17 protein-coding genes and 2 pseudogenes are annotated in these 24,336 nt (G+C 71.7%); 5 read left to right on the top strand and 14 right to left on the bottom strand.

The annotated features are described in order from the left end of the window. Window positions 1-19: 19 nt before the first annotated feature. The 4 genes and pseudogenes from AB0K12_RS03525 to sbnA form a co-directional block, all read right to left on the bottom strand. Entirely contained in the window at window positions 20-1,243 is a 1,224-nt protein-coding gene (locus AB0K12_RS03525) for an FAD-dependent monooxygenase (protein WP_364555258.1), read from the bottom strand. A gap of 64 nt (window positions 1,244-1,307) precedes the next feature. Next, a pseudogene (locus AB0K12_RS03520) lies at window positions 1,308-2,390 on the bottom strand (MFS transporter); the annotation flags it as partial. Between the two features lie 77 nt (window positions 2,391-2,467). Then, window positions 2,468-3,388, bottom strand: a complete 921-nt coding sequence (locus AB0K12_RS03515) for an ornithine carbamoyltransferase (protein WP_364555257.1) — start codon at window positions 3,386-3,388, stop codon at window positions 2,468-2,470. Beyond that, window positions 3,376-4,413, bottom strand: a complete 1,038-nt coding sequence (gene sbnA / locus AB0K12_RS03510; RefSeq protein WP_364555256.1) for a 2,3-diaminopropionate biosynthesis protein SbnA — start codon at window positions 4,411-4,413, stop codon at window positions 3,376-3,378. The genes AB0K12_RS03515 and sbnA overlap by 13 nt, the downstream gene beginning before the upstream one ends. A gap of 440 nt (window positions 4,414-4,853) precedes the next feature. On the opposite strand from sbnA, the gene AB0K12_RS03505 reads away from it, so the two are divergent. Then, window positions 4,854-5,597 carry an AfsR/SARP family transcriptional regulator gene (locus tag AB0K12_RS03505; protein WP_364555255.1) on the top strand — a complete coding sequence of 248 codons (744 nt, stop codon included), beginning with the start codon at window positions 4,854-4,856 and terminating at the stop codon, window positions 5,595-5,597. 30 nt (window positions 5,598-5,627) lie between these two features. Continuing rightward, window positions 5,628-7,214, top strand: coding sequence for an MBL fold metallo-hydrolase (locus AB0K12_RS03500; RefSeq protein WP_364555254.1), 1,587 nt, complete (start codon window positions 5,628-5,630; stop codon window positions 7,212-7,214). Between the two features lie 52 nt (window positions 7,215-7,266). Here AB0K12_RS03500 and AB0K12_RS03495 read toward each other — a convergent pair whose 3' ends face one another. Continuing rightward, entirely contained in the window at window positions 7,267-9,426 is a 2,160-nt protein-coding gene (locus AB0K12_RS03495) for an MMPL family transporter (protein ID WP_364555253.1), read from the bottom strand. Window positions 9,427-9,537: 111 nt separating this feature from the next. Between AB0K12_RS03495 and sbnB the strand changes: the two genes are divergently transcribed. Then, a complete protein-coding gene (sbnB, locus tag AB0K12_RS03490) occupies window positions 9,538-10,563 on the top strand; it encodes a 2,3-diaminopropionate biosynthesis protein SbnB (protein ID WP_364555252.1) in 1,026 nt (341 codons plus the stop codon). A gap of 79 nt (window positions 10,564-10,642) precedes the next feature. Here the strand turns inward: sbnB and AB0K12_RS03485 are convergent, their stop codons facing one another. Continuing rightward, complete coding sequence (locus AB0K12_RS03485) at window positions 10,643-10,792, bottom strand: Arc family DNA-binding protein (RefSeq protein ID WP_364555251.1); 150 nt, start codon at window positions 10,790-10,792, stop codon at window positions 10,643-10,645. A 283-nt stretch (window positions 10,793-11,075) separates the two neighbouring features. Between AB0K12_RS03485 and dnaE the strand changes: the two genes are divergently transcribed. Next, window positions 11,076-14,630, top strand: coding sequence for a DNA polymerase III subunit alpha (dnaE, locus tag AB0K12_RS03480; protein WP_364555250.1), 3,555 nt, complete (start codon window positions 11,076-11,078; stop codon window positions 14,628-14,630). An 85-nt stretch (window positions 14,631-14,715) separates the two neighbouring features. Here dnaE and AB0K12_RS03475 read toward each other — a convergent pair whose 3' ends face one another. From AB0K12_RS03475 to AB0K12_RS03450, 6 genes are read right to left on the bottom strand one after another with little or no spacing between them, the layout of a single operon-like run. Next, complete coding sequence (locus AB0K12_RS03475) at window positions 14,716-15,120, bottom strand: hypothetical protein (RefSeq protein WP_364555249.1); 405 nt, start codon at window positions 15,118-15,120, stop codon at window positions 14,716-14,718. Between the two features lie 4 nt (window positions 15,121-15,124). Beyond that, the gene (locus AB0K12_RS03470) at window positions 15,125-16,558 is read right to left on the bottom strand and encodes a hypothetical protein (RefSeq protein ID WP_364555248.1); all 1,434 of its coding nucleotides are present in this window, start codon (window positions 16,556-16,558) and stop codon (window positions 15,125-15,127) included. Beyond that, complete coding sequence (locus tag AB0K12_RS03465; protein ID WP_364555247.1) at window positions 16,558-17,436, bottom strand: vWA domain-containing protein; 879 nt, start codon at window positions 17,434-17,436, stop codon at window positions 16,558-16,560. The genes AB0K12_RS03470 and AB0K12_RS03465 overlap by 1 nt, the downstream gene beginning before the upstream one ends. Window positions 17,437-17,443: 7 nt before the next feature. Beyond that, window positions 17,444-18,664, bottom strand: a complete 1,221-nt coding sequence (locus AB0K12_RS03460) for a hypothetical protein (RefSeq protein WP_364555246.1) — start codon at window positions 18,662-18,664, stop codon at window positions 17,444-17,446. A 23-nt stretch (window positions 18,665-18,687) separates the two neighbouring features. Next, window positions 18,688-21,042, bottom strand: a complete 2,355-nt coding sequence (locus AB0K12_RS03455; protein WP_364555245.1) for a hypothetical protein — start codon at window positions 21,040-21,042, stop codon at window positions 18,688-18,690. Beyond that, window positions 21,039-22,124 (bottom strand): bacterial transcriptional activator domain-containing protein, encoded by a 1,086-nt coding sequence (locus tag AB0K12_RS03450; protein WP_364555244.1) that lies wholly within the window; start codon window positions 22,122-22,124, stop codon window positions 21,039-21,041. The genes AB0K12_RS03455 and AB0K12_RS03450 overlap by 4 nt, the downstream gene beginning before the upstream one ends. A gap of 164 nt (window positions 22,125-22,288) precedes the next feature. Here AB0K12_RS03450 and AB0K12_RS03445 point away from each other — a divergent pair, with 164 nt between their 5' ends. Further along, complete coding sequence (locus AB0K12_RS03445) at window positions 22,289-22,501, top strand: DUF397 domain-containing protein (protein ID WP_364555243.1); 213 nt, start codon at window positions 22,289-22,291, stop codon at window positions 22,499-22,501. A gap of 74 nt (window positions 22,502-22,575) precedes the next feature. Here AB0K12_RS03445 and AB0K12_RS03440 read toward each other — a convergent pair whose 3' ends face one another. Both AB0K12_RS03440 and AB0K12_RS03435 read right to left on the bottom strand, forming a co-directional pair. Further along, complete coding sequence (locus tag AB0K12_RS03440; protein ID WP_364555242.1) at window positions 22,576-23,448, bottom strand: helix-turn-helix transcriptional regulator; 873 nt, start codon at window positions 23,446-23,448, stop codon at window positions 22,576-22,578. Window positions 23,449-23,749: 301 nt separating this feature from the next. Continuing rightward, a pseudogene (locus tag AB0K12_RS03435) lies at window positions 23,750-24,336 on the bottom strand (isochorismatase family protein).

Raw genomic sequence — 24,336 nt, 5'->3', positions numbered from 1 at the left:
CCTATACGCCCGGATCTCGTCAGGACCCGGTCAGCGCGGCCTCGACGTCATAGCTCTGGATCCAGCCGACGTCCTCGACCATCGAGCCGAGCCCGCCGCCGCGCGGCGCGGCGGGCCTGGGCACCGGGGTGGAGCAGGGCACCCTGGCCGGTTCCGGCGCGTGCAGCCTCAACGAACCGCCGCCGCGCGAGCCGAGCTGCACCCGGGTCGTGTGCGGGCGGCGTACCTGCTCGTAGCGGCGCAGGGCCGGCTCGGGCCAGCCGGGACCGCGCGGCGCCTGGCCGAGACAGAGCGCGAGCGCGGCGGCGTCCTCGATGGCCTGATTGGCGCCCTGCCCGTGGTGCGGCAGCATCGGGTGGGCGGCGTCGCCGAGCAGCGTCGTACGCGCCGTGCTCCACCGCTCCAGCGGCGCCCTGTCGCGCAGCACCCACCGCCCCACCGCGTCGATCGCGCTCACGATGCGCCGCACGTCGGGCTCCCAGCCGGTCAACGCCCGGGCCACGGCCCGCGCGTCGCCGTGCGCGCTCCACGACTCGGCCTCGCCGTCCCCGTCCTCGGGCACGATCGAGACGAACGTGAGCAGCCGCCCGCCGGCCACGGGATAGCCGAGCAGCCGCGAGGACGGCCCGAGCCAGACGAACATGGTGTCGCGGGCCAGCCCGGGCAGCGCGTCGAACGGCACGACCCCGCGATAGGCGACGGAGCCCGACGAGACCGGCGTCTCGGGCCCGGCGACGGTGCGCCTGACCACCGAGTGCACGCCGTCCGCGCCGATGAGCACGTCCGCCTCGGCGGCCGGCCCCCGCTCGAAGCTCAGCCGCACGCCGTCCGCGTCCTCGGCGAAGCCGGTGCAGCGCCGCCCGAGGTGCAGGTGCCGCTCGGGGACGAGCCCCGCGAGCAGCCCGAGCAGGTCGGAGCGCTGGACGGTGTAGTACGGGGCCCCGTGCTCGTCCGCCCACGCCGCCCCCATCGGCTGCCTGGCGAAGACCCGGCCGTCGTCGAAGCCGCGCACCTCCAGCGCGGCGGGCCGCACCGCGACCGCGTCCAGCCCGGCGGCCAGGCCGAGCCTGTGCAGGATGCGGCTGCCGTTGGAGCCCAGGTGCAGGCCCACGCCCGCCTCCCGCAGCGTGGGCGCCTGCTCGTAGACGTCCACGTCGAAGCCCTGCCGCAGGAGGGTCGCGGCGGCGGTGAGCCCGCCGATCCCGGCCCCCAGGACGGCTATGCGTGGTGTTCTTACCGACATCACTTTCCCTTCTGTTCTGTGCGCGAGCCGTGGGCTCGCCGCGTAGCGCAGGGCTCAGCGCGGCCACCGCCGCGAGCAGCGCCATGACCGCGCTCATGCCGAGCACGGTGCGCGTGGTCCCCGCCGCGTCCAGGAGCAGGCCGGCCGCCAGTGAGCCGGCGGCGGCCGGGCCCATCCCGACCAGCAGGGCGACGCTGGTCACCCGCCCGAGCAGCGCGTCGGGGGTGACCTGGACCAGCCGGACGTGACCGGAGACGTTGATCGCGCCGCCCGCGTACCCGATGAGCGTGTAGAGCAGCGCGAGCACGGGCGGCGACGTGCTGACGGCGAGCGCGGCGATCACCAGGGACCACAGCGCGAAGGCGCCGATCACCAGCGGGCGCAGGCCCGCCCTGCGCGCCCACCAGCTCCCGGTGAGCGCGCCCGCCATGCCGCCGAGCCCGCTCAGCGCGGTGATCACGCCGACGAGCGCGACCGAGCCGTGCCCGCTGACCACGATCTCCATCAGCGCCAGCGTGACGGCCTGGAAGACGACGTTGGACGCCGACAGCAGCAGCACCAGCGTGCGCAGGAACGGCCGGGCGAACAGCCACGCGGCGCCGGCCCGCACCGCGCGCAGCGGCGGCTCGGCCGCCGGGCCGCGGCTCTCCTGGAGGTCCCTTCTGATCATGAGCAGCAGCAGGAGCGAGACCAGATGGGCGGCGGCGGCGAACAGGAACGGCAGCGTGCGCCCGGCCGCGAGCAGCACGCTGCCGACGGGCTGGCCGAGCAGCGCGGCGCCGCGTGACCTGGCCTCGTTCCTGCCGAGCGCGACGGGCAGCTCGCCCGCGCTGACCACGTGACGCACCGCCGCCTGCTCGGCCAGCGCGTGGACGACGCAGAGCGCGCCGTGCAGGAAACCCGCCACCGCGAGGTGCGCCGTCCAGTACGCGCCCGCCAGCAGCGCCCCGCCGACGGAGCCGGTCACGAGGACGCAGCCCACGTCGCACCAGAGCATCAGCCGGCGCCGGTCGAGCCGGTCGACCAGCACCCCGGCGGGCAGCTGGACGACCAGGTTGGGCAGCAGCACGGCGGCCATCACCAGCCCGGCCACGCCGGGCGAGCCCGAGTGCCAGAGCGCGAGCAGCGGGTACGTGATGGCGCCCACCCGGACCGCGAGGTGGTTCAGGCCCGCCCCCGCCCACAGCTTCAGGAAGTCGGGGTTGCGCACGCCGCCGCGGGCGCTCACCCCGCCCGACACCACTCCAGCACCGCCATCGCGCTGTGCAGCTTGCCCGCGGCCTGCTCGAAGGCGATGGAGGCGGGACCGTCGAGCACCTCGGCGGTGACCTCCTCGCCGCGGTGCGCCGGCAGGTCGTGCATGAAGACGGCCTCCGGGTTGCCCTCCCACAGGCGTTCCGTCACCTGGAACGGCTGGAAGATCCGCCGCCAGTCGGGGTCGGGCTTGCTGGTCCCCGTCGTCTGCCAGCGCGTGGTGTAGACGACGTCGAAGCCCTTCGCGGTGCCCTCGTCCATGTCGTGCCGCTCGGTCACCGACGAGCCGGTGCGCCGCGCCCGCTGCGCCGCGCGGCCGAGCAGCTCCTCCGGCAGGCCGTAGCCGGGCGGGGTGCGGAACTCCAGCTCGACGTCCGAGAAGCGGGCCAGTGCGAGCGCCAGGGCGGTGGCGGTGTTGTTGCCCTCGCCGACGTACAGCACGCGCAGGCCGTCCACGGCGCCGAAGCGGTGCTGCAGCGTGACCAGGTCGGCCAGCGCCTGCGTGGGGTGCTCGTCGGAGCTCATCGCGTTGATCACCGACATGCGGTCCTGGTCGGCCCAGCCGCGCATCTCGGCCGGGTCGTCCGCCGTGCGCGCCACGAGGGCGTCCAGCATCAGGGCGAACACCTTGCCGGTGTCCTGCGTGGTCTCGCCGGTGTTGGTCTGCAGGTCGTCCGGCCCGTACGCGATGATGTGCGCGCCGAGGCGCAGGGCGCCGCTGGAGAACGCGGTCCTGGTCCTGGTGGAGGTGCGGCGGAAGTACACGCCGACCACCTGGCCCGCCAGCGGCCTGGCGGCGCCGTTGCGGCCGGTCGCGAAGCCGACGCCGCGCTCGACGATGTGCCGCAGCTGGTCGTCGGTGAGGTCGTCGATCGAGATCAGATGCCGCATGCGGCCTCCCCTCCTTCGGGGGCGACCGCGTCGTCCGCGCCGGGGGCCGCCCTGTCTGGGCTCTTCCACAGGTGGGACACCTCGCCGAAGTGCTCGGTGACCCATTCGTCCGAATAGACGGTGTCCAGGTAGCGGTCGCCGCCGTCCGGGAAGATCAGCACGCAGTTGGCCCCGCGCGGCAGGTGCGGGCCGCGCTTCTCCAGCGCCGCGACCGTCGCCCCCGACGAGCCGCCGGCCAGGATCGCCTCCCGCAGGATCAGCCGCCGGCAGCCGACCACGCATTCGAGGTCGGAGACGTGCACGACCTCGTCGGCGAGCCGCCGGTCCAGCAGCGCGGGCGCGACGGATGCGCCATGGCCCGAGATCAGCCGGGGCTCAGGCTCGCCGTCGAAGATGGCGCTGCCGACCGCGTCCACGCCGACGACGGTGGTGCCCAGCGCGTTGGCGCGGGCGTACTCGGCGCAGCCGCGCAGCGTGCCGAAGGTGCTGACCGAGCAGAACAGGTAGTCGACCCGCCCGTCCAGCGCGTCGGCGATCTCCCGCATGGTCGTCGCGTGGGCCTGCGGGTTGAGCGGGTTGGCGTACTGGTTGGGCCAGAAGGCGTGCTGCTCGGCGGCCATGATCTCGCGCACCCTGCGCAGCCGCGTGGGCAGGTATTCGCCGGTCTCGCGGTCGCGCTCGGTGACCACCTCGACGCACGCCTCGTACGCCTTGAGTATCTCGATGTTCTGCCGGGTCGTCTTCGGGTCGACCACGCACACGAAACGCAGGCCGAAATAGCGGCAGATCTGCGCCAGCCCGATGCCGAGATTTCCCGAACTGGATTCGACGACCACCGACCGGCCCGGCACGATTTCCCCGCTGTATATCTTCCCGACGACCATGTTGAGTGCGGTGCGGTCCTTGATGCTGCCGCCCGGATTGAACCGTTCGAGTTTGGCGAACAGGTTCACCCCCGTGTCCGCGGACAATCGGTCCAGTCTGATCAGCGGCGTGTTCCCGATGGTTCCGAGTATTCCGTTCACCCCGCGACTCTGCTCTCTCAGCACATTTCCATCGTGCCGGGGCGAGCTATACGCGGCTTATATCTCCGGCGCCGTCCCCGCGCCGAGCTGGGGTGACGCGTCACCGGCGGATACGGAAAGAATCGGATGCGATAAATGGCAGCGACATTATGTGACACGCCGCTATATGGCGTCTATATTTGCGGCGACCCTGGACAGGCCAGAGCCGCACACCTAGTCTCGGAAGCCATGGGCGGCGAACGGGGGCGACTGCCGGTGCCCGGGCGTCGCGCCGGTCAAAAACAACCCGCGATCGCGGTCTGCAGACCGTAACAGAGTCCGCGCGCAAGACCGGCAGCCGCCCGTACATCCACCCACGACAAGGGGGATCCATGTTCACGAATCGACGTGGGTTGCATGACATGGAAAATTCGCGACTGGAGTTCAGGGTTCTCGGTCCCGTGACCGCGTGGCAAGGGGATCGCGAGATCGCGCTGCAGGGGTCGAAGCAGCGCACGATGTTCGCGGCCCTGCTGTTCCAGCGGGGCCAGGTGGTGTCGGATCTGCGGCTCGGTGAGCTGCTGTGGGGTGACCGGCCGCCGGCCACCGCCAGCGCCCAGATCCATACCTACGCGTCGCGGCTGCGCAAGCAACTCGCGCCCGCCGTGACGATCCGGCGGCACCACCCCGGCTATCTGCTGCAGGTTTGTCACGGTCACCTCGATCTGGAGCTGTTCGAGTCCAGGGTCAGGTTCGGGCACAGCGCGCTGCGCCTGGGCGGCTACGAGGAGAGCGTCAACTGGTTCCGCTCGGCGTTGCGCCTGTGGCACGGCCCTGCGCTGTCGAACGTCACGGAACACCTCATCCAGATCGAACGTCCGCGCCTCGAAGAGGCCCGCCTGACTGCGCTGTCTTCCCTCATCGACGCGGAGCTGGCGCTCGGCCGGCACACCCGGCTGATCCCCGAACTCGTCGACCTGGTCATCCAGCACCCCCTGCAGGAACGCTTCCGCGCCCAGCTCATGATGGCCCTCGACCAGGAGGGCTGCCGCGAGGAGGCGCTGTCGGTCTATCAGGAGGGCCGGCGGCTGCTCGCCGAGGAGCTCGGCGTGGACCCGAGCCCCACCCTGCGCTCGGTCTACCAGGCGCTGCTGTCCGGGGAGAGCCCGAAGGTCGCCGTCCCCACCGGCGCGGAAGTCTCCTAACGGATCATCACACGTCACCCAGGAGCCGACATGGATCACGAATTACGCTACCTGCACGCCAACGCCATCATCGAACCGCTGGTGGACCGCTTCTACGCCTGGATGCACACGTTCACGCCGGTCCAGGCGTCGATGAACCTGGCCTTCCTCCAGGTGCCGCTGCTGGAGTCGTACCTGGAGTCGCCTCCCGCGCACGTCGCCGCCTGCGCCAACCCTGAGCTGCGCGGCGGCTACTTCGTCAACGTGCCGGAGAGCCGGGCGGACGAGGTGAAGGCGCTGGTCGCGGCGATCAGGTCGGAGCGCGCGGCGATGCTGGACTTCGCCGAGTCGATCGCGCAGGCCGAGCAGCTGCTGGAGGAGAACGCCACCGGCTTCGACCTCACCCCGCTCTACGCCAAGCTGCCGCCCGCCCTGTCGGGCCTGGTCGAGCTGGTCTACGACACCTACAACCAGCCGTCGCTGCGCTTCCTCGAGCCGCTGATCTACCACAGCCCGGCCTTCATCGAGGCGCGCCAGTCGGTGCAGCTGTCGCTGGAGACCGGGATCGAGCGGCCGTTCATCCTCAGCACGCCGCGCCTGCCGAACCCGGGCGTGGTGGACCTGCCGCTGCCGTTCCGGCACCGGGGCCTCGACGCGCTGTTCGACGCCCGGCTGCGGCCCACCACGCTGGCCGCGCTGCGCGAGGCGCTGGAGATCTCCGACGACGAGACCGCCGCGGGCCTCGCCCGGCTGCTCGCGCCCGAGCCTCCCGGGCGGCCGGAGCGGCACATCGAGTCGGGCGGCCGGGTCCGCTACTTCGGCCACGCCTGCCTGGTGCTGCAGTCGCCGGAGGCGGCGATCATCACCGACCCGTTCATCAGCGGCGACTCCACGGCGTCCGGCCGCTACACCTACGACGACCTGCCCGACCACATCGACCTCGCGCTGATCACGCACGGCCACCAGGACCACATCGTGCTGGAGTCGCTGCTGCAGCTGCGCGGCCGCATCGGCACGGTCGTGGTGCCGCGCTCCTCCGGCGGCAACCTGTCCGACCCGTCGCTCGCGCTCTACCTGCGCCGGCTCGGCATGGACGTCACCGAGGTCGACACCTTCGACGAGGTGGCCTTCCCCGGCGGCGAGGTGGTGGCCGCGCCGTTCCTCGGCGAGCACGCCAGCCTCGACATCCGCGCCAAGTCCACCTACTGGATCCGCCTGGCCGACCGGTCCGTCTTCGTCGGGGCCGACTCCTCCGGTGTGGACCCGGCGCTCTACCGGCACGTCCGCTCCCACCTGGGGACGGCCGACATGGCCTTCCTCGGCATGGAGTGCGACGGCGCGCCGCTGACCTGGCTCTACCAGGCGCTGCTGACCCGGCCGGTGCCCAAGCGGATGAGCGACTCGCGCAAGCTCTCCGGCTCCGACGCCGCGCAGGCGGCCGACATCGTGACCGAGCTGGGCACCCGCGAGGCGTACATCTACGCCATGGGCGAGGAGAGCTGGCTCGGGCACGTCATGGCGACCAGCTACGACGAGAGCTCGTACCAGCTGCAGCAGATCGACGAGTTCCTGAGCTGGGCGAAGGCGCACGGCGTCACCGCCGAGCACCTGCTCGACCAGCGCGAATGGCGCTGGTGACCGGTGTGGTCCGCCGGCCGTCCGGCCGGCGGGCCCCGCATGCGCGGCCACCTCAGTCCCCTGTCCGCGCCGACTGACCGACCTCGATGAGCGGTCGCGGCGCAGGCTCCGCCTCCCGCAGCCCGAACCGGGCGTGCAGGCGGCGCAGCGGCGCCGGGGCCCACCAGTTGGCCCGGCCCATCAGCGTCATCACCGACGGCACCAGCAGGCACCTGACGAGGGTGGCGTCCACCAGCACGGCCACGAACAGCCCGATGCCGATCTGCTCGATGTCGCCCATCCTGGCCATGCCGAACGTGCCGAACACCACCAGCATCAGCAGCGCGGCCGAGGTGATGATCCGCCCGGTGTCGCGCACGCCGGCCCGGACCGCCGCTGGGGTGCCGAGACCCTCGTCCACGTGCTCCCTGATCCGGCCCAGCAGGAACACCTCGTAGTCGATCGAGAGACCGAACGCGAAGGCGAAGATGACCGCGAGAGCGAACGGATCCAGCCCTCCGACGGTCAGCGTGTCCAGCGCACCGGACAGCCAGCCGTCCTGGAAGACCAGCACGAGCACCCCGAACGTGGCGCCCAGCGAGACCACCGCCATGGCGACCGCGGTCAGCGGCACCAGGATCGACCCGCTGAGCAGGAAGAGCAGCACCAGCATCGCGGCGGCGGTGACGCTCAGCGCCACCGGCATGCCGTCGCGCAGCAGCGCGTTGACGTCCACCAGCTCGGCGGCCTGGCCGGCGACCCAGATGCGGAAGTCCCCGGGCCGGTCCGCGCGGACCCGCTCGACCAGCTCGCGGGCGGGCGGCCCCTGGGTGTCGCCGCGCACGGCCAGCGCCACAGAGGCCAGTCCCGGGCCGTCGGGCCGCGCGGTCTCCACGCGGACGACCGCCGGATCGCCCTTCCAGCGCTCCGCCCACTGCTGCAGCCGCTCCGGCTCGGTCCGCGCCAGCACGAGCACGGCCGGCCGGTCGGTACGCCCGTATGTGGCCGCCAGCACGTTCGTCACCTGCACCGACTCCAGGTCGGGCGGCAGGATCTTGGTGCCTGACAGGGCGAGCTTGGCGCTCAGCATCGGCGCCCCGAGCGCCACCAGCACGACCACGATGCCCACCGCGACCAGCACGGGGAAGCGCTGTACCCGGCTGATCAGCCGCTCGAAGAACCCGCCGACGCGGTCCTCGCCGCGCAGCGCCCGCCGCGAGGGGTGGATGCGCCCGCCGAACAGCCGCATCAGCGCGGCCACCATGGTCAGCGCGGTCAGCATGGCGACCAGCGAGACGGCGGCGCCGCCCGCGGCGACCGCGCGCAGGCCGACGGCGTTGAACGCCATGAGCCCGGTCAGCGCCGCCGCGACCGTCAGCGCGCTGAACATCACCGTGCGCCCGGCCGTGGCCCAGGTCCGCTCGACCGCCTTGGCCCGCTCCTCCAGGCTGATCCGCGTGCCCCCGGCCGCCACCGCCCGCCGGTACGGGCGCACCAGCTCCTCGCGGTACCGCCCGACGAGCAGGAGGCCGTAGTCGATGCACAGGCCGAGCCCGAGCAGGGTGACCACGGTGGTGACGTTGCCGTCCAGCGGGATCACCTGCGAGATGGCCAGCAGCACCGCGAAGGCCGCGCCGACGCTGACGATGGTGGTGATCAGCGGCAGCCCGGCCGCGACCACCCCGCCGAAGACGATCACCAGGGCCACGAACGTCAGCGGCAGCGCCTTGAACTCGGCGTCCCGCATGTCGGTCTGCGCGGCCATCTTGGTCTGGTACCGCAGCCAGGCGTCCCCGCCGATGCGCACCCGCGCTCCCGGCAGGCCGTCGCCGGCGCTCCTGAGGGCGTCGGCGACGCGTAAGGCGGTCGCCTCCTCCCCGGTCTTGGAGATCCCGGCGGCCAGCATGACGCCGCTGCCGTCGGAGGCGGTGCGCGGCTCGTCCACGCCGGTGACGCCCTCCAGGCCGCGGACGGCGGCGGCCGTACGGGCCAGCGCGGCCCTGGTCGCCTCCGCCTGCGGGTCCACGCCCTCGACCAGCAGCACGACCTGCGAGCCTCCCTCGCCCAGCAGCTGCCTGGCCTGCAACGACTCGGGGACGTTCTGCTGCTGCACCGCGGACATCCCGCCGACGACCGACCCGGCCGCGGCGAAGCCCGCCACCATCAACAGGAGGGAGGCGATGACCACTTTCCAGCGGTGCTGGAAGCAGAACTTCCCTATCGATCTCGTCATGCACCCACGATGCCCGCGCCCGGCAGGGCCGTCAGTGGAGCGATGCCCTGACTTCCGGTGGGCCTAGACCTATTTCCCTCTCATCCCCCTCTCATGACAGGAGCCCCGCACATGGACGCGTCACCGTCCTTCGCCGTCATCCCGGGAGCGCAGGTGCACCGCGCGCTGTCGGGCGACGAGACCGTGGTGATCGACGTGGTGCGCCGCGCGTACGAGCTGCACGGCGCCGGCGCCACCGTCAACCCCGACTCCTTCTTCCTGCGCTTCCCCGACCGTCCCTCCTCCCGCATCATCGGCCTGCCCGCGTCGGTGGCGGGCGACGTCGGCGTGCACGGCATCAAGTGGATCTCCAGCTTCCCCGGCAACGTCGCCACCGGGCTGCCCAGGGCGTCGGCGGTGCTGGTGCTCAACGACGCGGAGACCGGGTATCCGTTCGCCTGCCTGGAGAGCTCGATCATCAGCGCTTCGCGTACGGCGGCGTCGGCGGCCCTGGCGGCGGCCGAGCTGAGCGCGGCGCGGGGACGGCTCCCTGCCCGGGTGGGGTTCGTGGGCACGGGGCTGATCGCCCGGTACATCCACACCTATCTGGTGGCGGGCGGGTTCTCCTTCGACGAGGTGGGCGTGCACGATCTGGAGGCAAGGCACGCGCGGGGGTTCTGCGACTATCTGGCGCGCGCCGGGGCCGGCAAGGTCCGGGTCTGCGACACGGCCGAGGAGCTCATCCGCTCGTACGAGCTGGTCGTCTTCGCCACCGTGGCCGGCGAGCCGCACGTCACCGACCCCGCCTGGCTGGCGCACGACCCGCTGGTGCTGCACGTCTCGCTGCGCGACCTGTCGCCGGAGATCATCCTGTCGGCGTGGAACGTGGTGGACGACGTCGAGCACTGCATGAAGGCCGGCACCTCGCCGCACCTGGCCGAGCAGCTGACGGGGCACCGGGACTTCGTCGCGGGCACGCTGTACGACGTGCTCACCGGCGCGCTGCGGCCGCCCGCCGACCGGCCGGTGATCTTCTCGCCGTTCGGTCTGGGCGTGCTGGACCTGGCCGTCGCCAAGCACGTCTACGACACCGTCCGCGACGCGCGGGAGCTGGCCACCGTCCCCGATTTCTTCCACGAGCTGACGCGCTACGGCTGATGCCCGCAGTGCTCCGGCCTTCAGGCCGGGGGTGAAGCGGGCCGTCCCGCGTAGCGGGGCAGGGAGAGGTGAATCGCTGTCAAGGCGATTCACCGTGTGCCTGGTCGGCGGCGAGCGCGATCTCAAGCAGGTGCACGATCTGGGAATTCAGGGATCGCCGCTCGGTCTCGGCGCGGGCGGCCACCTGGGCGTGCACGTCATCGGGAAGCCGGAGCGTAATCCTGATCATGACACCATAGTAGTGCCAGGCTGGATTTGATCGGAGCGTGTAGCTCCGGTACAACGTCCGCCTCTACCCGACCCCGGGCCAGCAGCGCAACGCCCCGCCACAGAGGTGCCGCACACGCGGCACGGGCTGAATCCCCGGCCTTCAAAACGGGGAGCGCGTCAAGGCTGACCTCAGCGGATCGGGTCACGGCCGTCGCCGGAGACCCCTCCGGCGCTCCGAGTGAGCGCTGGGACGGAATAGGCTCATGCGGTAAGTCTGGCCGGGGCGAAGGTTAGGGGACCGGGTGAGCAAGTCCTTCGTGCACCTGCACGTACACACCGAATACAGCATGCTCGACGGCGCGGCGAAGCTGAAGCCGCTGTTCAAGGAGGCCGAGCGGCTGGAGATGCCGGCGATCGCGATGAGCGACCACGGCAACATGTTCGGCGCGTACGAGTTCCAGAAGGTCGCCTCGGGCTCCCCGGTCAAGCCGATCATCGGCATCGAGGCGTACGTCGCGCCGGAGAACCGCTTCGTCAAGAAGCCGGTCTTCTGGGGGCAGCGGGCCGAGACCGGCGTGGCCGACGGCGAGGGCGGGAAAGACGTCTCGGGCGGCGGCCGGTTCACCCACATGACGATGTGGGCCAAGGACGCCGACGGGTTGCGCAATCTGTTCCGGTTGTCGTCGCTGGCGAGCTTCGAGGGCTACTACTCCAAGCCCCGCATGGACAAAGACCTCATCTCGCAGTACGCCTCGGGCATCGTCGCCACCACCGGCTGCCCGTCGGGAGCGGTGCAGACCCGCATCCGCCTCGGCCAATATGACGAGGCCGTGCGGGTGGCCGGCGAATACCAGGAGATCTTCGGCAAGGAGAACTACTTCCTTGAGCTGATGGACCACGGCATCGACATCGAGCGCGAGGTCCGCCAGGACCTGCTGCGGCTGGCCAAGCAGCTCGACATCCCGCTGCTGGTCACCAACGACTCCCACTACGTCACCGAGGACCAGGCCGACGCGCACGACAGCCTCCTGTGCGTCGGCGTGGGCAAGAACAAGGACGACCCCAACCGCTTCCGCTTCAACGGCTCCGGCTACTACCTCAAGCCGGCCGACGAGATGTACCGCCTGTTCCCCGAGCTGCCCGAGGCGTGCGACAACACGCTGCTGGTCGCGGAGATGATCGGCGACTACGGCGACGTGTTCGCCCACGTCGACCGCATGCCCGACTACCCCGACGTGCCCGAGGGCGAGACGCAGGAGTCGTGGCTGCGCAAGGAGGTCGAGCGCGGCCTGGAGATGCGCTACGGCACGCCCGTCCCCGCCGAGGTGACGGAGCGCTACGAGACGGAGATGAAGGTCATCGGCCCGATGGGCTTCTCCTCCTACTTCCTCGTGGTGGCCGACATCTGCCGCTACGCGCGCGAGAACGGCATCCCGGTCGGCCCCGGCCGAGGCAGCGCCACCGGCTCGATCGTCGCCTACGCCACCCGCATCACCGAGCTCGACCCGCTGGAGCACGGCCTGCTGTTCGAGCGGTTCCTCAACCCCGAGCGCATCAACCCGCCCGACATCGACCTCGACTTCGACGACCGCCAGCGCGACCGCATGGTGGCCTACGTCACCCAGAAGTACGGCAGCGAGTACACCGCCCAGGTCAACACGTTCGGCACGATCAAGGCGAAGGCCGCCGTGAAGGACGCCAGCCGCATCCTCGGCTACCCCTTCGCCATGGGCGACAAGATCACCAAGGCGATGCCGCCGGACGTCATGGGCAAGGGCGTGCCGCTGGCCGACCTGTTCAACGAGGAGCACCCCCGCTACGTCGAGGGCACCGAGATCCGCGCGCTCTATGACTCCGACCCCGACGTCCGCAAGGTCATCGACACCGGGCGCGGCATCGAGGGCCTGATCCGCGGCACCGGCGTGCACGCGGCGGCGGTCATCCTGTCCTCCACGCCGCTGCTCGACCTGATCCCCATGCACATGCGTGACAAGGACGGCGTCGTCATCACCGGGTTCGACTACCCGTCGTGTGAGGACATGGGCCTGGTCAAGATGGACTTCCTGGGTCTGCGGAACCTGGGCATCATCGACCACGCCATCAAAATCATCAAGCAGAACCGCGGCATCGAGCTCGACACCCTCACCATCCCGCTCGACGACGCCACCACCTACCAGCTCATGGCCAGGGGCGACACGCTGGGCGTGTTCCAGCTCGACGGCGGGCCCATGCGCTCGCTGCTCAAGCTCATGGAGCCGACCCGGTTCGAGGACATCGCGGCAGTCCTCGCCCTCTACCGCCCGGGCCCGATGGCGGCCAACGCCCACACCAACTACGCCCACCGCAAGAACGGCCGCCAGGACATCGAGCCGATCCACCCCGAGCTGAAAGAGGCGCTCGAGCCGATCCTCGGCCCCACCTTCCACCTGCTCGTCTACCAGGAGCAGATCATGGCGGTGGCCCGCGAGCTGGCCGGCTACTCGCTCGGCGGCGCCGACCTGCTGCGCCGCGCCATGGGTAAAAAGAAGCCCGAGATCCTGGCCAAGGAGTTCGAGAACTTCCAGGCCGGCATGCGCGGCAACGGCTACTCCGACGAGGCCATCCAGGCGCTCTGGGACGTCATGCTGCCGTTCTCCGGCTACGCCTTCAACAAGTCCCACACCGCCGGCTACGGCCTCGTCGCCTACTGGACCGCCTACCTCAAGGCCAACTACCCCGCCGAGTACATGGCCGCCCTGCTCACCTCCGTCGGCGACGACAAGGACAAGGCGGCCGTCTACCTCGCCGAGTGCCGCAAGATGGGCATCCAGGTGCTGCCGCCCGACGTCAACGACTCCCAGCTCGACTTCGTCGCCGTCGGTGACACGCAGGTCCGCTTCGGCATGGGCGCCGTACGCAACGTCGGCGAGAACGTCGTGGACGGCGTCGTCAAGGCCCGCACCGAGAAGGGCCGCTTCACCGACTTCAACGACTTCCTCGCCAAGGTGCCGCTGACCGCCTGCAACAAGAGGGTCATCGAGTCGCTGATCAAGGCGGGCGGGTTCGACTCACTCGACCACCCGCGCAAGGGCCTGCTGATGATCCACGAGCAGGCCGTCGAGTCCGTCATCGACATCAAGAAGAACGAGGCCCACGGCCAGGACTCCCTGTTCGGCGGCCTGGCCGACGACGGCGACGACGAGGTGTTCTCCATCGCCGTGCCCGAGGGCGAGTGGGACAAGAAGACCAAGCTCGACTTCGAACGCGAGATGCTCGGCCTCTACGTGTCCGACCACCCGCTGGCCGGCACCGAGCGCCTGCTCGCGCGCAACCGCGACACCACCATCGCCGACCTGCTCGACAGCGGCCGCGAGGACCGCGGCGACGTGCAGGTCGCGGGCCTCGTCACCAAGGTCGACCGGCGGGTCAACAAGGCCGGCAACACCTGGGCGATCATCACCGTCGAGGACATGGACGCCGCCGTCGAGTGCCTGTTCTTCCCGCGCAACTACGAGCTGTACGGACCCGAGCTGCGGCCCGACATCGTGGTGTCCGTACGCGGCCAGATCAACAACCGCGACGGCGCGATCAGCATCTTCGCCCAGGACATGACGCTCATCGACGTCTCCGGCGTCAACAGCGAGAACGGCGCCCCGATCACCCTGCAGCTTCGCGAGGAACGCATCACCCCGAGCCTCCTCGACGAGCTCCGCCAGGTCCTGAAGACCCACCAGGGCCAGGTCCCGCTGCAGATCAACCTGCGCCGACCGGCCGGCAAGACCATGGTGATGGCGCTGCCGGAGTGGCCCGTCAACGCGGCACCGAGCTTCGCCGCCGACATCAAAGCCCTCCTCGGCCCCGAGGCCATCTCCCTCTAGCAGCACCACGGGGCCCGGCCGCCACCTGCTGGGGCGCCCGGGCCCCGCCGTAGTGGTGCGGCGTTCCCCTTTCGGCGCGGCCAGGTCACGGTGGGCGGTGGCCGGGATCGGTGCGGACGGCCTGGCGGACCCGCCGGGCCATGCCGCTCTCCTCCAGATACCGCCCACCCCACCAGGTCGCCTCGCGCAGGCGGCCCAGATGCTCGGCCCGCTCGACCGCCCGCCGCACCATCCGCAGCCGTTCCGCCGGGTCGGTCCCGGCACCGGCCAGCCGCCCGGCCAGCTCCTCCACCTGCGCTTCCTGCTCGGCCACGGCGAGGTCGATCTGCCCGCCCGGATACGACACGGCGGTGACCCGGTCGAGCAGCCGCTCGAACGCCGCCCGGTGCCGCCCGGCCAGGAAGCGCGCCACCATGACGGCCGTCACCGGCCAGGCAACGGCCGTCACGAGCCCGGCCAGGGAGTCGATGAGTCGCGCCCACTCGGTCACGTCGTCACCCCGACAGCCGGGTGACGTCGTCGTTGAGCCGCTCGTCGAGCTCCCGCCATCGCTCTTTCAGTGGCCCGGGGTCGGTGACGGCCAGGACGCGGCAGATCTCCGGGAGCGGTCCGAGCGAGGGCCGGGGCTGCCGGATGTCCTCGAACTCGGGCAGCAGCGGCCCGGCCCCGTCGACCAGGGAGTCGTCCAGGAGCCTGGCGTACTCGCGGGCCGCGGCTCCCCTTTCCGGCCTCGACCCGTTGGCGGCGCTGTCCGGCGCGCTTCCGTGCCGGCCCTCGTATGAGCCGTCCGGCACGTACTCCTGCAGGCTGGGCGGCAGGGTGAGCGCCGGCGGCACCTCGGTGCCGGGCCGGTGCTGCGCACGGGGTTCGAGGATCCCCCGCCGGTACGCCTCCAGCATCGCGTCCCTGAACCTGCTCAGCCCTTCGTCGCGCACGGCCCGCAGATCGGAGTACGCCTGGCCGAGCCGCGCCAGCGCCGCCTTGACCTGGGCCTGCGTCTTCGCACACGCCCGGTCGCTACGCCGCCGTCGCAGCCGGGCCACGAACACCGCGTCGGCCTCGGGGTCGTCCCCCTTCACCTTCATCAGGATGGAGGTGAGCGTCAGCAGCCCAATCAGCCCGGCGACCAGCAGGACCTGCTGCTCGGGCTCGATCGAGCGGCGGAGCTCGGCGAACGATTCGTAGGCCCGCAGGTAGGCGAAGTACCCCACCATGCTCAGGACGAGGGCGAGATAGCCCATGGGGACGATGACCCGGAGCAGCTTCAGCACGCGGCCGGCGCCGTCAAGCCGGCGCGTCCAGCCGCGTACCAGCCCGCCGACCAGCGTGGCGCCCAGCAGGATCATGAACACCACCGCGATGCCGGGCACCAGCGCGATCGCGCCGTGTATCCAGCCCGGGTCCTCGTCGGTGCCGGTGTAGCCGATGTCGAGGAAGTACTGCTGGAAGAACCAGACGTCGAACGCGCCGATCATGATGATCGCCGGCCACCGCAGGACCCGCAGCCACAGCGGCGGGGCGGCGGCCTGCTCGGTGCGGGCCCGCTCGGCACGGCAGGCACGGCCCACGAGGTGGGCGTGCCGGCCCTCGGTCACGAACGTCTCGTACGCGTTGAGCGCCGCGGTGGCGTCGTGGTGGGCCGTGATGAGCGCGTTCCTGCCCGCCCGCATCGCCTCGGCCGCCTCCAGCAGGCGGTGCAGGCCGGTCTGGGTGCCGCCGAGCAGCGCGCAGGTCTCGGCGTAGCTGAGCACGGCCGGATCGGGGTGGTACTCGCGCGGCTCGGGCGGCGGTTCGGTGCCCGGGAACGGCTCCTCGCGCGGCAGCTCCCACAGCGCGCAGCGGCAGCCGTCACCGCAGTAGTCGGGAGCGGCGCGGCCGGGACGCCTCCAGGGCGACCCGTTCCGCGGCTGCTCGTCGGTCATGACCATCAGGTGTTCCTCTCGCGCTCGGGCCGGGACGTCCGGGGCGCGGCCTGGGGCGACGGGCCGGCCGCGTCGTCGGTGGTCCCGCCGGTCCGTACGGAGCAGGTCTCCGTCATCTGGCGGCACAGGGCCTCCCAGAGCCGCCCGACGGAGGCGATCGCGGCCGGCGACGCTTCGCGCATCTTGCTGGAGGAGGTGCCGATGCCGACGATGTGCACGGGCACGCCGCGCAGGTTCCGCGGCAGCTCCGCGCGGCAGCCGTCCACGATGCGGGTGATGTCGTCGTCGCTCAGCTCCCGGCCGATCTTCAGGCGGGCGCAGCCCTCACTCGCGTAGCCGTCGGTGGCCACGTAGATGTCCTTGGCACCGCCTCGCTCGGCGGCGAGCTGCTCGCCCGCGGCGTGCAGCGCCCCCAGCACGTCGGTACGCCGCGAGACCCCCTTCTTCAGCGCCGTCTCCCGCACGCTGTGCTCGATGCAGTCGGTCACGGCCTGCTTCAGCTCGTTCTGCTTCGTGGCGGTCCCCCTGATGGGCGGCGCCACCAGCGCCTGGTCCGGCCAGGACAGGAACCGCTCGCCGGCGAAGGGGGCGATGAGATACCGGTCACCGCTGCCCACCGGCACGCGCAGCCGCAGGCTCCGCGCCCAGTCGGGGACGAAGTCGGCGGTGTCCTCGGCCACGGTCGAGCCGGAGCGGTCGATCAGGATGGCGTGCGTGGCGCCCGTCGTCGCCTTGGCGGCCGATGAGGACGGTTCGGCCATCGCCCAGCAGGGGTCGCCGCCGTCGGTGGGGTCCACGGTGCTCAGGCAGCCGCTGAGAGAGAGCGCCGCCGCCATCGCGGTCACGGCCGCCACGGCGGCCCGGCCCGGCTTCCGCATGGTCATCGTCCCCTCACAGGCTCTCGTCCGGCCGGGGCCGCGGCACGCCGCCGTGGCCCGGATGCCCGTTCGGCGAGGGGGGCGGCGGGCCGGTGGAGGAGCCGCCCCCGGCGGCGTCCTGCCCCCGCTGATCTTCGGGCGGCTCCTCGGAGTCGCCCGGTTCCGGCCCGCCACGCTCGTCGGCGTCCTGCTCCCGCTGATCCACGGGCGGCTCCTCATCGGGCCAGAAGTCCTCCGGCTCCTCGGCGAACCGCTGCCCGTCGTAGACGCCGTCGTATCCGGCGGCCTCGCCCGCGCCGGTGCCGAACATCTCGGGTCCGGGGTCCGACACCGCCGACTCCTGGTCGGGCCGCAGGCCGAACACGTGCGCCATGGGGTCGCTCTCGGTGTACGGCATGAGCTCCTTCTGGAGCATCTCCCCCACGAGGTCGTACCGGGGCAGGTTGTACGCCTTGACCATCTTGTTCAGCGAGTCCTCGACCGCGCTGGCGAAGTCGTACTGGCCGGCGTTGCGGCACTGCTTGATCACGTCGTTGTAGAAGCCGACGGCGAACGTCACGTCACGCCTGCGCCGCCAGTGCATGCTGGCCACCGTCTCGGTCACCTGCTGGCCGTGCTCGGCCAGCCGGATGGCGAACGGCACCCGCCAGTCGTTCTTGAGGTCGGCCGGGTCGGCGCCGAGGAACACCAGCCAGTGGTCGCGCAGCTCGGCGAGGGTCTGAATGGTGCGCCGTGAGGCCGACCGGTGTGCCTCCAGGCGCAGCCTGGCCCGCCACTCGCGCTGCTGGTAGAGCCGCACCTGATCGGTCAGCTCGATCTCCACCCAGGCGGAGCAGGTCGCGGTCCGGCCGTCCCTGGAGACGACGCTCAGCGCCCGGTCGCCCTCGTCCTGGAGCGCCTTGTTGGCGGCCTCCTCGGCGCCCTTGGCGTCGTACGGCTCGTGCACGCGGGTGGCGCTGCGGATGACGCGGCGGATGACCCGCTCGTCGAGCGGCCGGCGCTCGTCGATGAGCTGCCTCAGCGCGGTGCTGTCGTGCCCGCCGCTGGCGCACCAGCAGCAGCTCACGGTCACGGAGAACGGGAAGGCGTCGTCCCGCGCGGGGGTGATGAAGGTGAAGCCGTCGAGGACGTTCACCGGCGGCACCTCGGGCCGGGTGCCGCGCCGGAACAACCGGAGCAGGCGCCACCCGATGCCCGGCCGCGCGGGCCCGGCGTCGGTCGCTGTTGCGGTCATGGTGTGCTCGAACTCCCATCGAGTCAGATAAGGGGGAAGGCGCGGAAGGAGGCGCCGCCACGGCGTCGCTTCCACTGCTGGATCTGGTGGTAGAAGCGGCGCCGCTCCAGGCCGCCGTGCTCGGTGGCCATGGGCTGCACGACGTCGCGTACGGGCTCGATCAGCCGCTCGTCGCCGTCGGCGGCCTCCAGCCAGAGGCGCAGGACGTCCCAGGCGCGCCTGCCCACGTCCCGGTCGGCGAGCGCGGCCCGCCAGATGGGATGCAGGCGTTCCGCGCTCACCTCGTCCCTGGCGAGCATGAGCAGGAGGGCCGGCGAGCGGGGGCCGGTGGCGCCGGGAGCGGGCAGCCGCGCCACGCGGACCATCGCCCTGGTCGCCACCATGCGTTTGACGTACACCTCGGCCATCTCCCGCCGGCGCGGCGGCCCACCGGCCCAGTCGTGCAACCTGTTGAGCACCTGGCGGCTGGCGCCACCGGCGAAGATCTCCGTGACGATGGCGGCGATCCGGTGCAGGTCGAACGTGGTCGAGAAGCGGTAGCGGCGGTCACCGATCAGGAGGTCGACGGTGTCCACGTTCAGCGTGGAGTCCTCCAGGGCGTCGGCTCGCCGAGCGGCGTCGCGCAGCAGCTCGTCGATGGCGCGCAGGGCGTCGCCGGGGAACAGGGCGCCGATGCGGGTGCCGTACGCGTCGACCAGGGTGCCCCTGGTCACCAGCGACCCACCGGCCCTGAGCAGGCGGCGGACCCGCTCGGCGGTGCGCTCGTCGGCGCCCGCCGCGGCCTCCAGCGCCCACCGGAACGCCTGCTTGTGCGGATGCTCGCCGGAGTCGCGCCAGCGACGCAGCGTCGTGTCGGCGAGGTGGTCGAAGTCGAGCACCGCGAACATGCCGACCGCCTGCGACGCCTGGATGCGCAGCGCCGGGTCGCCGTCCTCGGCCATGGACTCCAGCCAGGCGAGCAGCGGGCCCCGCAGCCCCGGCCGGTCCCGCCAGACCACGGTCAGCACGTCGCGGCCCAGCGACTCGGGCCGGAGGATCACCGGCGGATCGGCGCCCTGCTGCGCCTCCGGCTCGTTCAGCCCGCCGAAGCCTCTGACGAACCCGTCCAGTTCCGGCGGGATCACGTGCTCGAACGGGTCGGGACGCACCCATCTGGGCGGCACCAGGCGCAGCAGCCGCTCGCTGGCCCGCACCACCTTGCCCACGGGCTGCCCCTGGAACACGGCCGCGGCGACCAGCGGCAGCGCCTGGTGGCGGAGTTCGTCGTCCAGGAACTTCTCGCGCAGTTCCTCCCTGCGCCTGCCTGGCAGCCAGGAGAGCACCTCGGCCGCGGTCATGCCGTCGAGGAGCTGGAGCGCGAGGTCGCCGGCCAGCCGGACGGCCTGTGCCGGATGCCTCAGCCTGCCCAGCTCGTCGGCCAGGCCGGGCTCGTCGAGCAGCCTCTGCGCCTCGCGTACGACGGCGGGTGGGGCGTCTTCGAGACGGGTCCACAGATGCCGGTCCAGGACGTCGAGCACGGCCGGCGGCTCGTGCGCGATCACCTCCGGCTCGCCGTACAGGTCGTCGGCCAGCGCGAAGTCCGCCGCCAGGACGACCACCCAGGCGTCCGCGCCGGCCGCCCCGCGCAGCCCGTCAAGCTGGGTACGGTTGATCCTGGCCCGCAGCCCCGAGGCGTCGAGCACGTACCCGCGTCCCGGCTCCGCCTGCCAGCCCTGCGCCCGGGGAAAGAGCGCGGCGATGGTGTCCACCTCGGTGATCTCCACCGGGAACTCGTGCGCCGCGCCCTCCTTGCCGGTGACCGGGACGAACTCCGCCAGGGCCCAGAGCGCGCTGTCGCGCCTGCCGGTGCCGTCGCCGCCGCAGAGGATCACCACCCGCTCGGCCCACAGGCGGTCCCGCAGCCGCTCGTCCGAGCGGGTGCGGACGTGCAGCTTCTGCCGCAGGTCGAGCCGGTCCCAGGTCAGGCCGCCGAAGCGGGGCGGCGTGTCGAAGTCGGAGGCGGCGTAGTAGTTGTACGTGTGATGGACGTGCATGTCGTCGGCGTGGTAACTGTGCGCGTCGCGCATCGCCGACGATGTCGTGCTGTCCCGGCCGGGACCCCTCTGGTGGGAGCCGGCTCCCGCCGTGCCGGCGTAGTAGGCGGGGCCGAGGAAGAACCGCAGGCCGCGCGCCCGCCGGTCACGTTCGGTGTCGACCCGGCGCTGCTCCTCCTCGCTGCCGGGCTCGTCCGGAGGCGGAGGCGGAGGCGGGGTCGTGCTCTTCTTCGGCTCCGCCTCCTGGGGCGTCGTCTCCGCCGCCGGCCCGGGCCCGGGTTCCGGCTCCTTGCCGCCGCCGTGCTCAGGGCCGGCTGGGGCGGGCTCCACCTCGTGGGCGGTCACGGCCGTTCCCCGAAGTACATGATGTCGGCGTGGTAGCTGCTGACGCGCTTGCCGCGGTTCGTCACCTTGTCGCGCGGCGCGCCTGCGCGGGTTCCGCGCCGGTCCTCGGCGTTCTCCTGCTCAGGCGTGCCGTCCTGCTCGCGTGGACCCGCCTGGTCCCGTGGGCCCGCCGCCGCCTCCTCCACGGCGGCGGATCCCTCGGTACCAGGATGCCCGGCCTGCTCGTCCCCCCGTTCCCGCACCCGTTCCGCACCGAGGACCGTTAGCCTCGGCCGGCCCGCGCCCGGTAGCTCGACCGCCTCGGGCCGCAGCAGCGCGGGGTCCGCTTCGAACATCCGCTGCCCGAGCTCCCGGAGCCGCCGGCTGCCCGTCCCCGCCGCCTCGCCCAGGTGGGCATCGACCCGCTGCTGCACCTCCTGCACCAGGTCGACCCGGCCCTGGCGGTGGTGGGCGAACATGAGCAGCTCCGCCGCCCTGACGTTGCCCGGGTCCTCCGCCAGCAGCGTCGTCAGCGGGCCGACCTGCCGCGCGTGCCGCCCGGCTCTGACGTCGATGGCCGACACCAGCAGCCGCGCCCGGCGCACCTCCTCGGTCAGCGCCCTGCGGTAGGTCTCGATCCGCGTACCGGTGAGGCCGGTGAGCGGCATTCCCTGGCACCATTCGAGGGCCGGAGCGAGCAGCTCGGCCGCCTGGCGTTCGTGGCCGTCGGCCGCCAGTTCCTCCGCCCGCGCGGTGTAATTCTCCAGCAGCCGGACGTCCACCCGGCCGTCGTCGATCTCAAGCCGGTACGCCTTTCCCTCGCACGGCAGAAGCACGGGTATCCCGGCCTCGCGTAAATGACGCCGGACATTGCTGGCGAGCTTGTGAACCGCGTCGGCGCGGTCGTCGTCGCCGTCGTCGTCGTCCCAGATCCACGGCCTTATCTCGACCAGGTCGAGCGTGCCGCCCTCCGCCGCGATCAGGGCCGCGATCAGGCACTTCTCCTGCGGCCGGCCCAGCGGCCGGCGTTGCCGGCCCTCGCGGACCTCCACGGGACCGAGCAGCCGCAACAGGCTGACCGGGCCCGCTACCTCTACCGTCATCTCTCTCCCTCTGCGCTTTCTCCGAGAATTCTCCGCGCAACCCGGAAAAGGCACCCAGATAACTTCCGGAATCCACCCGGAGGTCGTCCTGAATTCTTCCCACAAGGCTGCGCGAAGCTGATTTCAGCACGAAAGAACCAACCACCAAGAAAGGAAAAACAACAATGTACGAGATCAAGCTGAGCGGCTCGGTCGAGTTCCGCAGCGCGTGCGACGGCGGCTCCTGCGTCGAGACCGCCATGGTGATCCTGGTCCGCGACTCGAAGGACCCGGACGGCCCGGTGCAGGTGTACACCCTCGACGAGTGGCACGCGCACATCGAGGCCGCGAAGGCCGGCAAGCTCGACGTGCCGGCCGAGTGGCCCGCGGCCGGCTGAGCCGGGCGGGGCGCCGGGGCCGTCGTGCCCCGGCGCCACGCCACCTGTTCGGATGAGCGGCATGCCGGCATGGTTCAGCCTCCCGCTCTGACGGCGGCGGCGACCTCGGTCAGGAAGGCCCTGGCCGCGTCGTCGAAGACGGCCATCCGCCGCAGCAGCGACCAGCGCGTGTCGTAGAGGCCGACGCTCTCCGCGCCCTTGACGACGAGGTTGGCGTGCACCGTCTCGACCGTGACGACCGTGCCCTCATGGGCGTCGCCGTCGCCGGTGCCGCCGACCTCGTCGCCCCCCTCCTCCTCGGCGGCCTGGTCGGCGTCCTGCTCGTACATCACGAACGGGTGCGCCATGCTGATCACGGCCTCGGCGTCCTGGGGGATGACGCCGATCGAGACGTTCTCCAAGGTGCCCAGCGAGGCGATCCGGTCGAGCTGGGCCAGCAGCAGCCGGGGCGGCCCCGGCCGCCAGCGCAGCGCCGCCTCCGTGATCAGGAACTCGAACCGCTTGCTCTCGTCGTACAGGACGAGCTGGCGGTCGAGGCGGGCGGCCAGCACCTCCGCGCGGCCGGACTCCGGGTAGCCGGGCTGGAACAGGGCGAGCACCCGCTTGGCGTACTCGGCCGTCTGCAGCAGCCCGGGGACGAGCGAGTGCTGGAACACGCGGACGCGGCCGGCCCCCTGTTCCAGGAGCTGGATGTCGCCCTGGACGTGCGGCCCGGTCCGCGTGGCCACCCGCCACGCGCGGACATCGGTGAACGCGGCCTGCACCAGCGAGTCGAGCACCTGCCGCGCGTCGCGCGGCGCGTTGACCGCCTCCGCCCAGTCGGCCACCTGCACGGCCGAGGGCATCGCCGTGCCGGCCTCGATGCGGGACACCTTCGACTGGCTGATGCCGATCAGGTCCGCCAGCTCGCGCCCGGAGATGCCGGCCATGTCGCGCAACCGTCTCAACTCTGCTCCAAGCACCTGACGCCTGACCTGGGGATCCGCGCCGTCGTCCAGCACCACAGGGAACATGCCTCCGCATCACGGTCTGCTGATTTAGTTTGATTCAGCGTGATTCACTATGATGCGAGTATGGGGTGAGTGGCGTGCGCAGTCAATCACGGTACAGGCAAGGGGCCACCAGGCCAGAGCCGGAAAGTCGGAAATTCCTGAGTTATACCGACCTAGCATGATTCCTGGTGCCGAGCGGCACGGATGGCCAGAGTTGTGACTGATGCGACGGAAGAGACGAGCTTCTTCCGCGTGTCTATGCGCTGCCGCCGGTCCTCGCCAGGAGAGCGAGGAGGTCGGCGGTGGTGCCCGTTTCTCCGAGGCGGGGGAAGATGCGCTCCACGCTGTTGCGGTGGGCGTCGGCGTTCATGTCGGTCATCGCGTCCACGACCGGCGTGACGTGGTAGCCGTGCTCGTACGCCACCCGCGCCGTCGACTCCACGCCGATGCTCGTGGCCACGCCCGTGAGCACGACCTGCGTCACGCCCCGGCGGCGGAGCTGCAGGTCGAGGTCGGTGCCGTAGAAGGCGCCCCAGTCCGCTTGGTCACCACCACGTCCTCCGGATGGCCGGTCAGCTCGGGCGCCAGGACGTCCCAGCCGTCGGGTCGCGGACCGGCGGCGCCGCCGGCCTCCGTGCGGCCCGGGGCGGCGTCGGCGCCGTCGGCGGCGAACGAGACGCGTACCAGGACCGGGAGGTTTCTCGCCCGGAACGCGTCGGCCAGCTCGACCGTGCGCGCCAGCACGTCGGCCCCGGTGTACGGGGTGCCGGGCAGGGCGAGGACGCCCTGCTGCAGGTCGATGACGACCAGCGCGGTACGCGGGTCGATGGTGGTGACGGCCAT

Source organism: Nonomuraea sp. NPDC049419 (assembly GCF_040676995.1).
In the GTDB taxonomy this organism is placed as follows: Bacteria; Actinomycetota; Actinomycetes; order Streptosporangiales; family Streptosporangiaceae; genus Nonomuraea; species Nonomuraea salmonea.
This window is presented reverse-complemented; position numbering and strand designations above follow the sequence as displayed.

Coding starts and splice junctions, on each gene's coding strand:
- AB0K12_RS03525 (WP_364555258.1), bottom strand. CDS start 1,243: ATGTCGGTAAGAACACCACGCATAGCCGTCCTGGGGGCCGGGATCGGC.
- AB0K12_RS03515 (WP_364555257.1), bottom strand. CDS start 3,388: ATGCGGCATCTGATCTCGATCGACGACCTCACCGACGACCAGCTGCGG.
- AB0K12_RS03500 (WP_364555254.1), top strand. CDS start 5,628: ATGGATCACGAATTACGCTACCTGCACGCCAACGCCATCATCGAACCG.
- AB0K12_RS03495 (WP_364555253.1), bottom strand. CDS start 9,426: ATGACGAGATCGATAGGGAAGTTCTGCTTCCAGCACCGCTGGAAAGTG.
- sbnB (WP_364555252.1), top strand. CDS start 9,538: ATGGACGCGTCACCGTCCTTCGCCGTCATCCCGGGAGCGCAGGTGCAC.
- AB0K12_RS03485 (WP_364555251.1), bottom strand. CDS start 10,792: ATGATCAGGATTACGCTCCGGCTTCCCGATGACGTGCACGCCCAGGTG.
- AB0K12_RS03470 (WP_364555248.1), bottom strand. CDS start 16,558: ATGGTCATGACCGACGAGCAGCCGCGGAACGGGTCGCCCTGGAGGCGT.
- AB0K12_RS03465 (WP_364555247.1), bottom strand. CDS start 17,436: ATGACCATGCGGAAGCCGGGCCGGGCCGCCGTGGCGGCCGTGACCGCG.
- AB0K12_RS03460 (WP_364555246.1), bottom strand. CDS start 18,664: ATGACCGCAACAGCGACCGACGCCGGGCCCGCGCGGCCGGGCATCGGG.
- AB0K12_RS03450 (WP_364555244.1), bottom strand. CDS start 22,124: ATGACGGTAGAGGTAGCGGGCCCGGTCAGCCTGTTGCGGCTGCTCGGT.
- AB0K12_RS03445 (WP_364555243.1), top strand. CDS start 22,289: ATGTACGAGATCAAGCTGAGCGGCTCGGTCGAGTTCCGCAGCGCGTGC.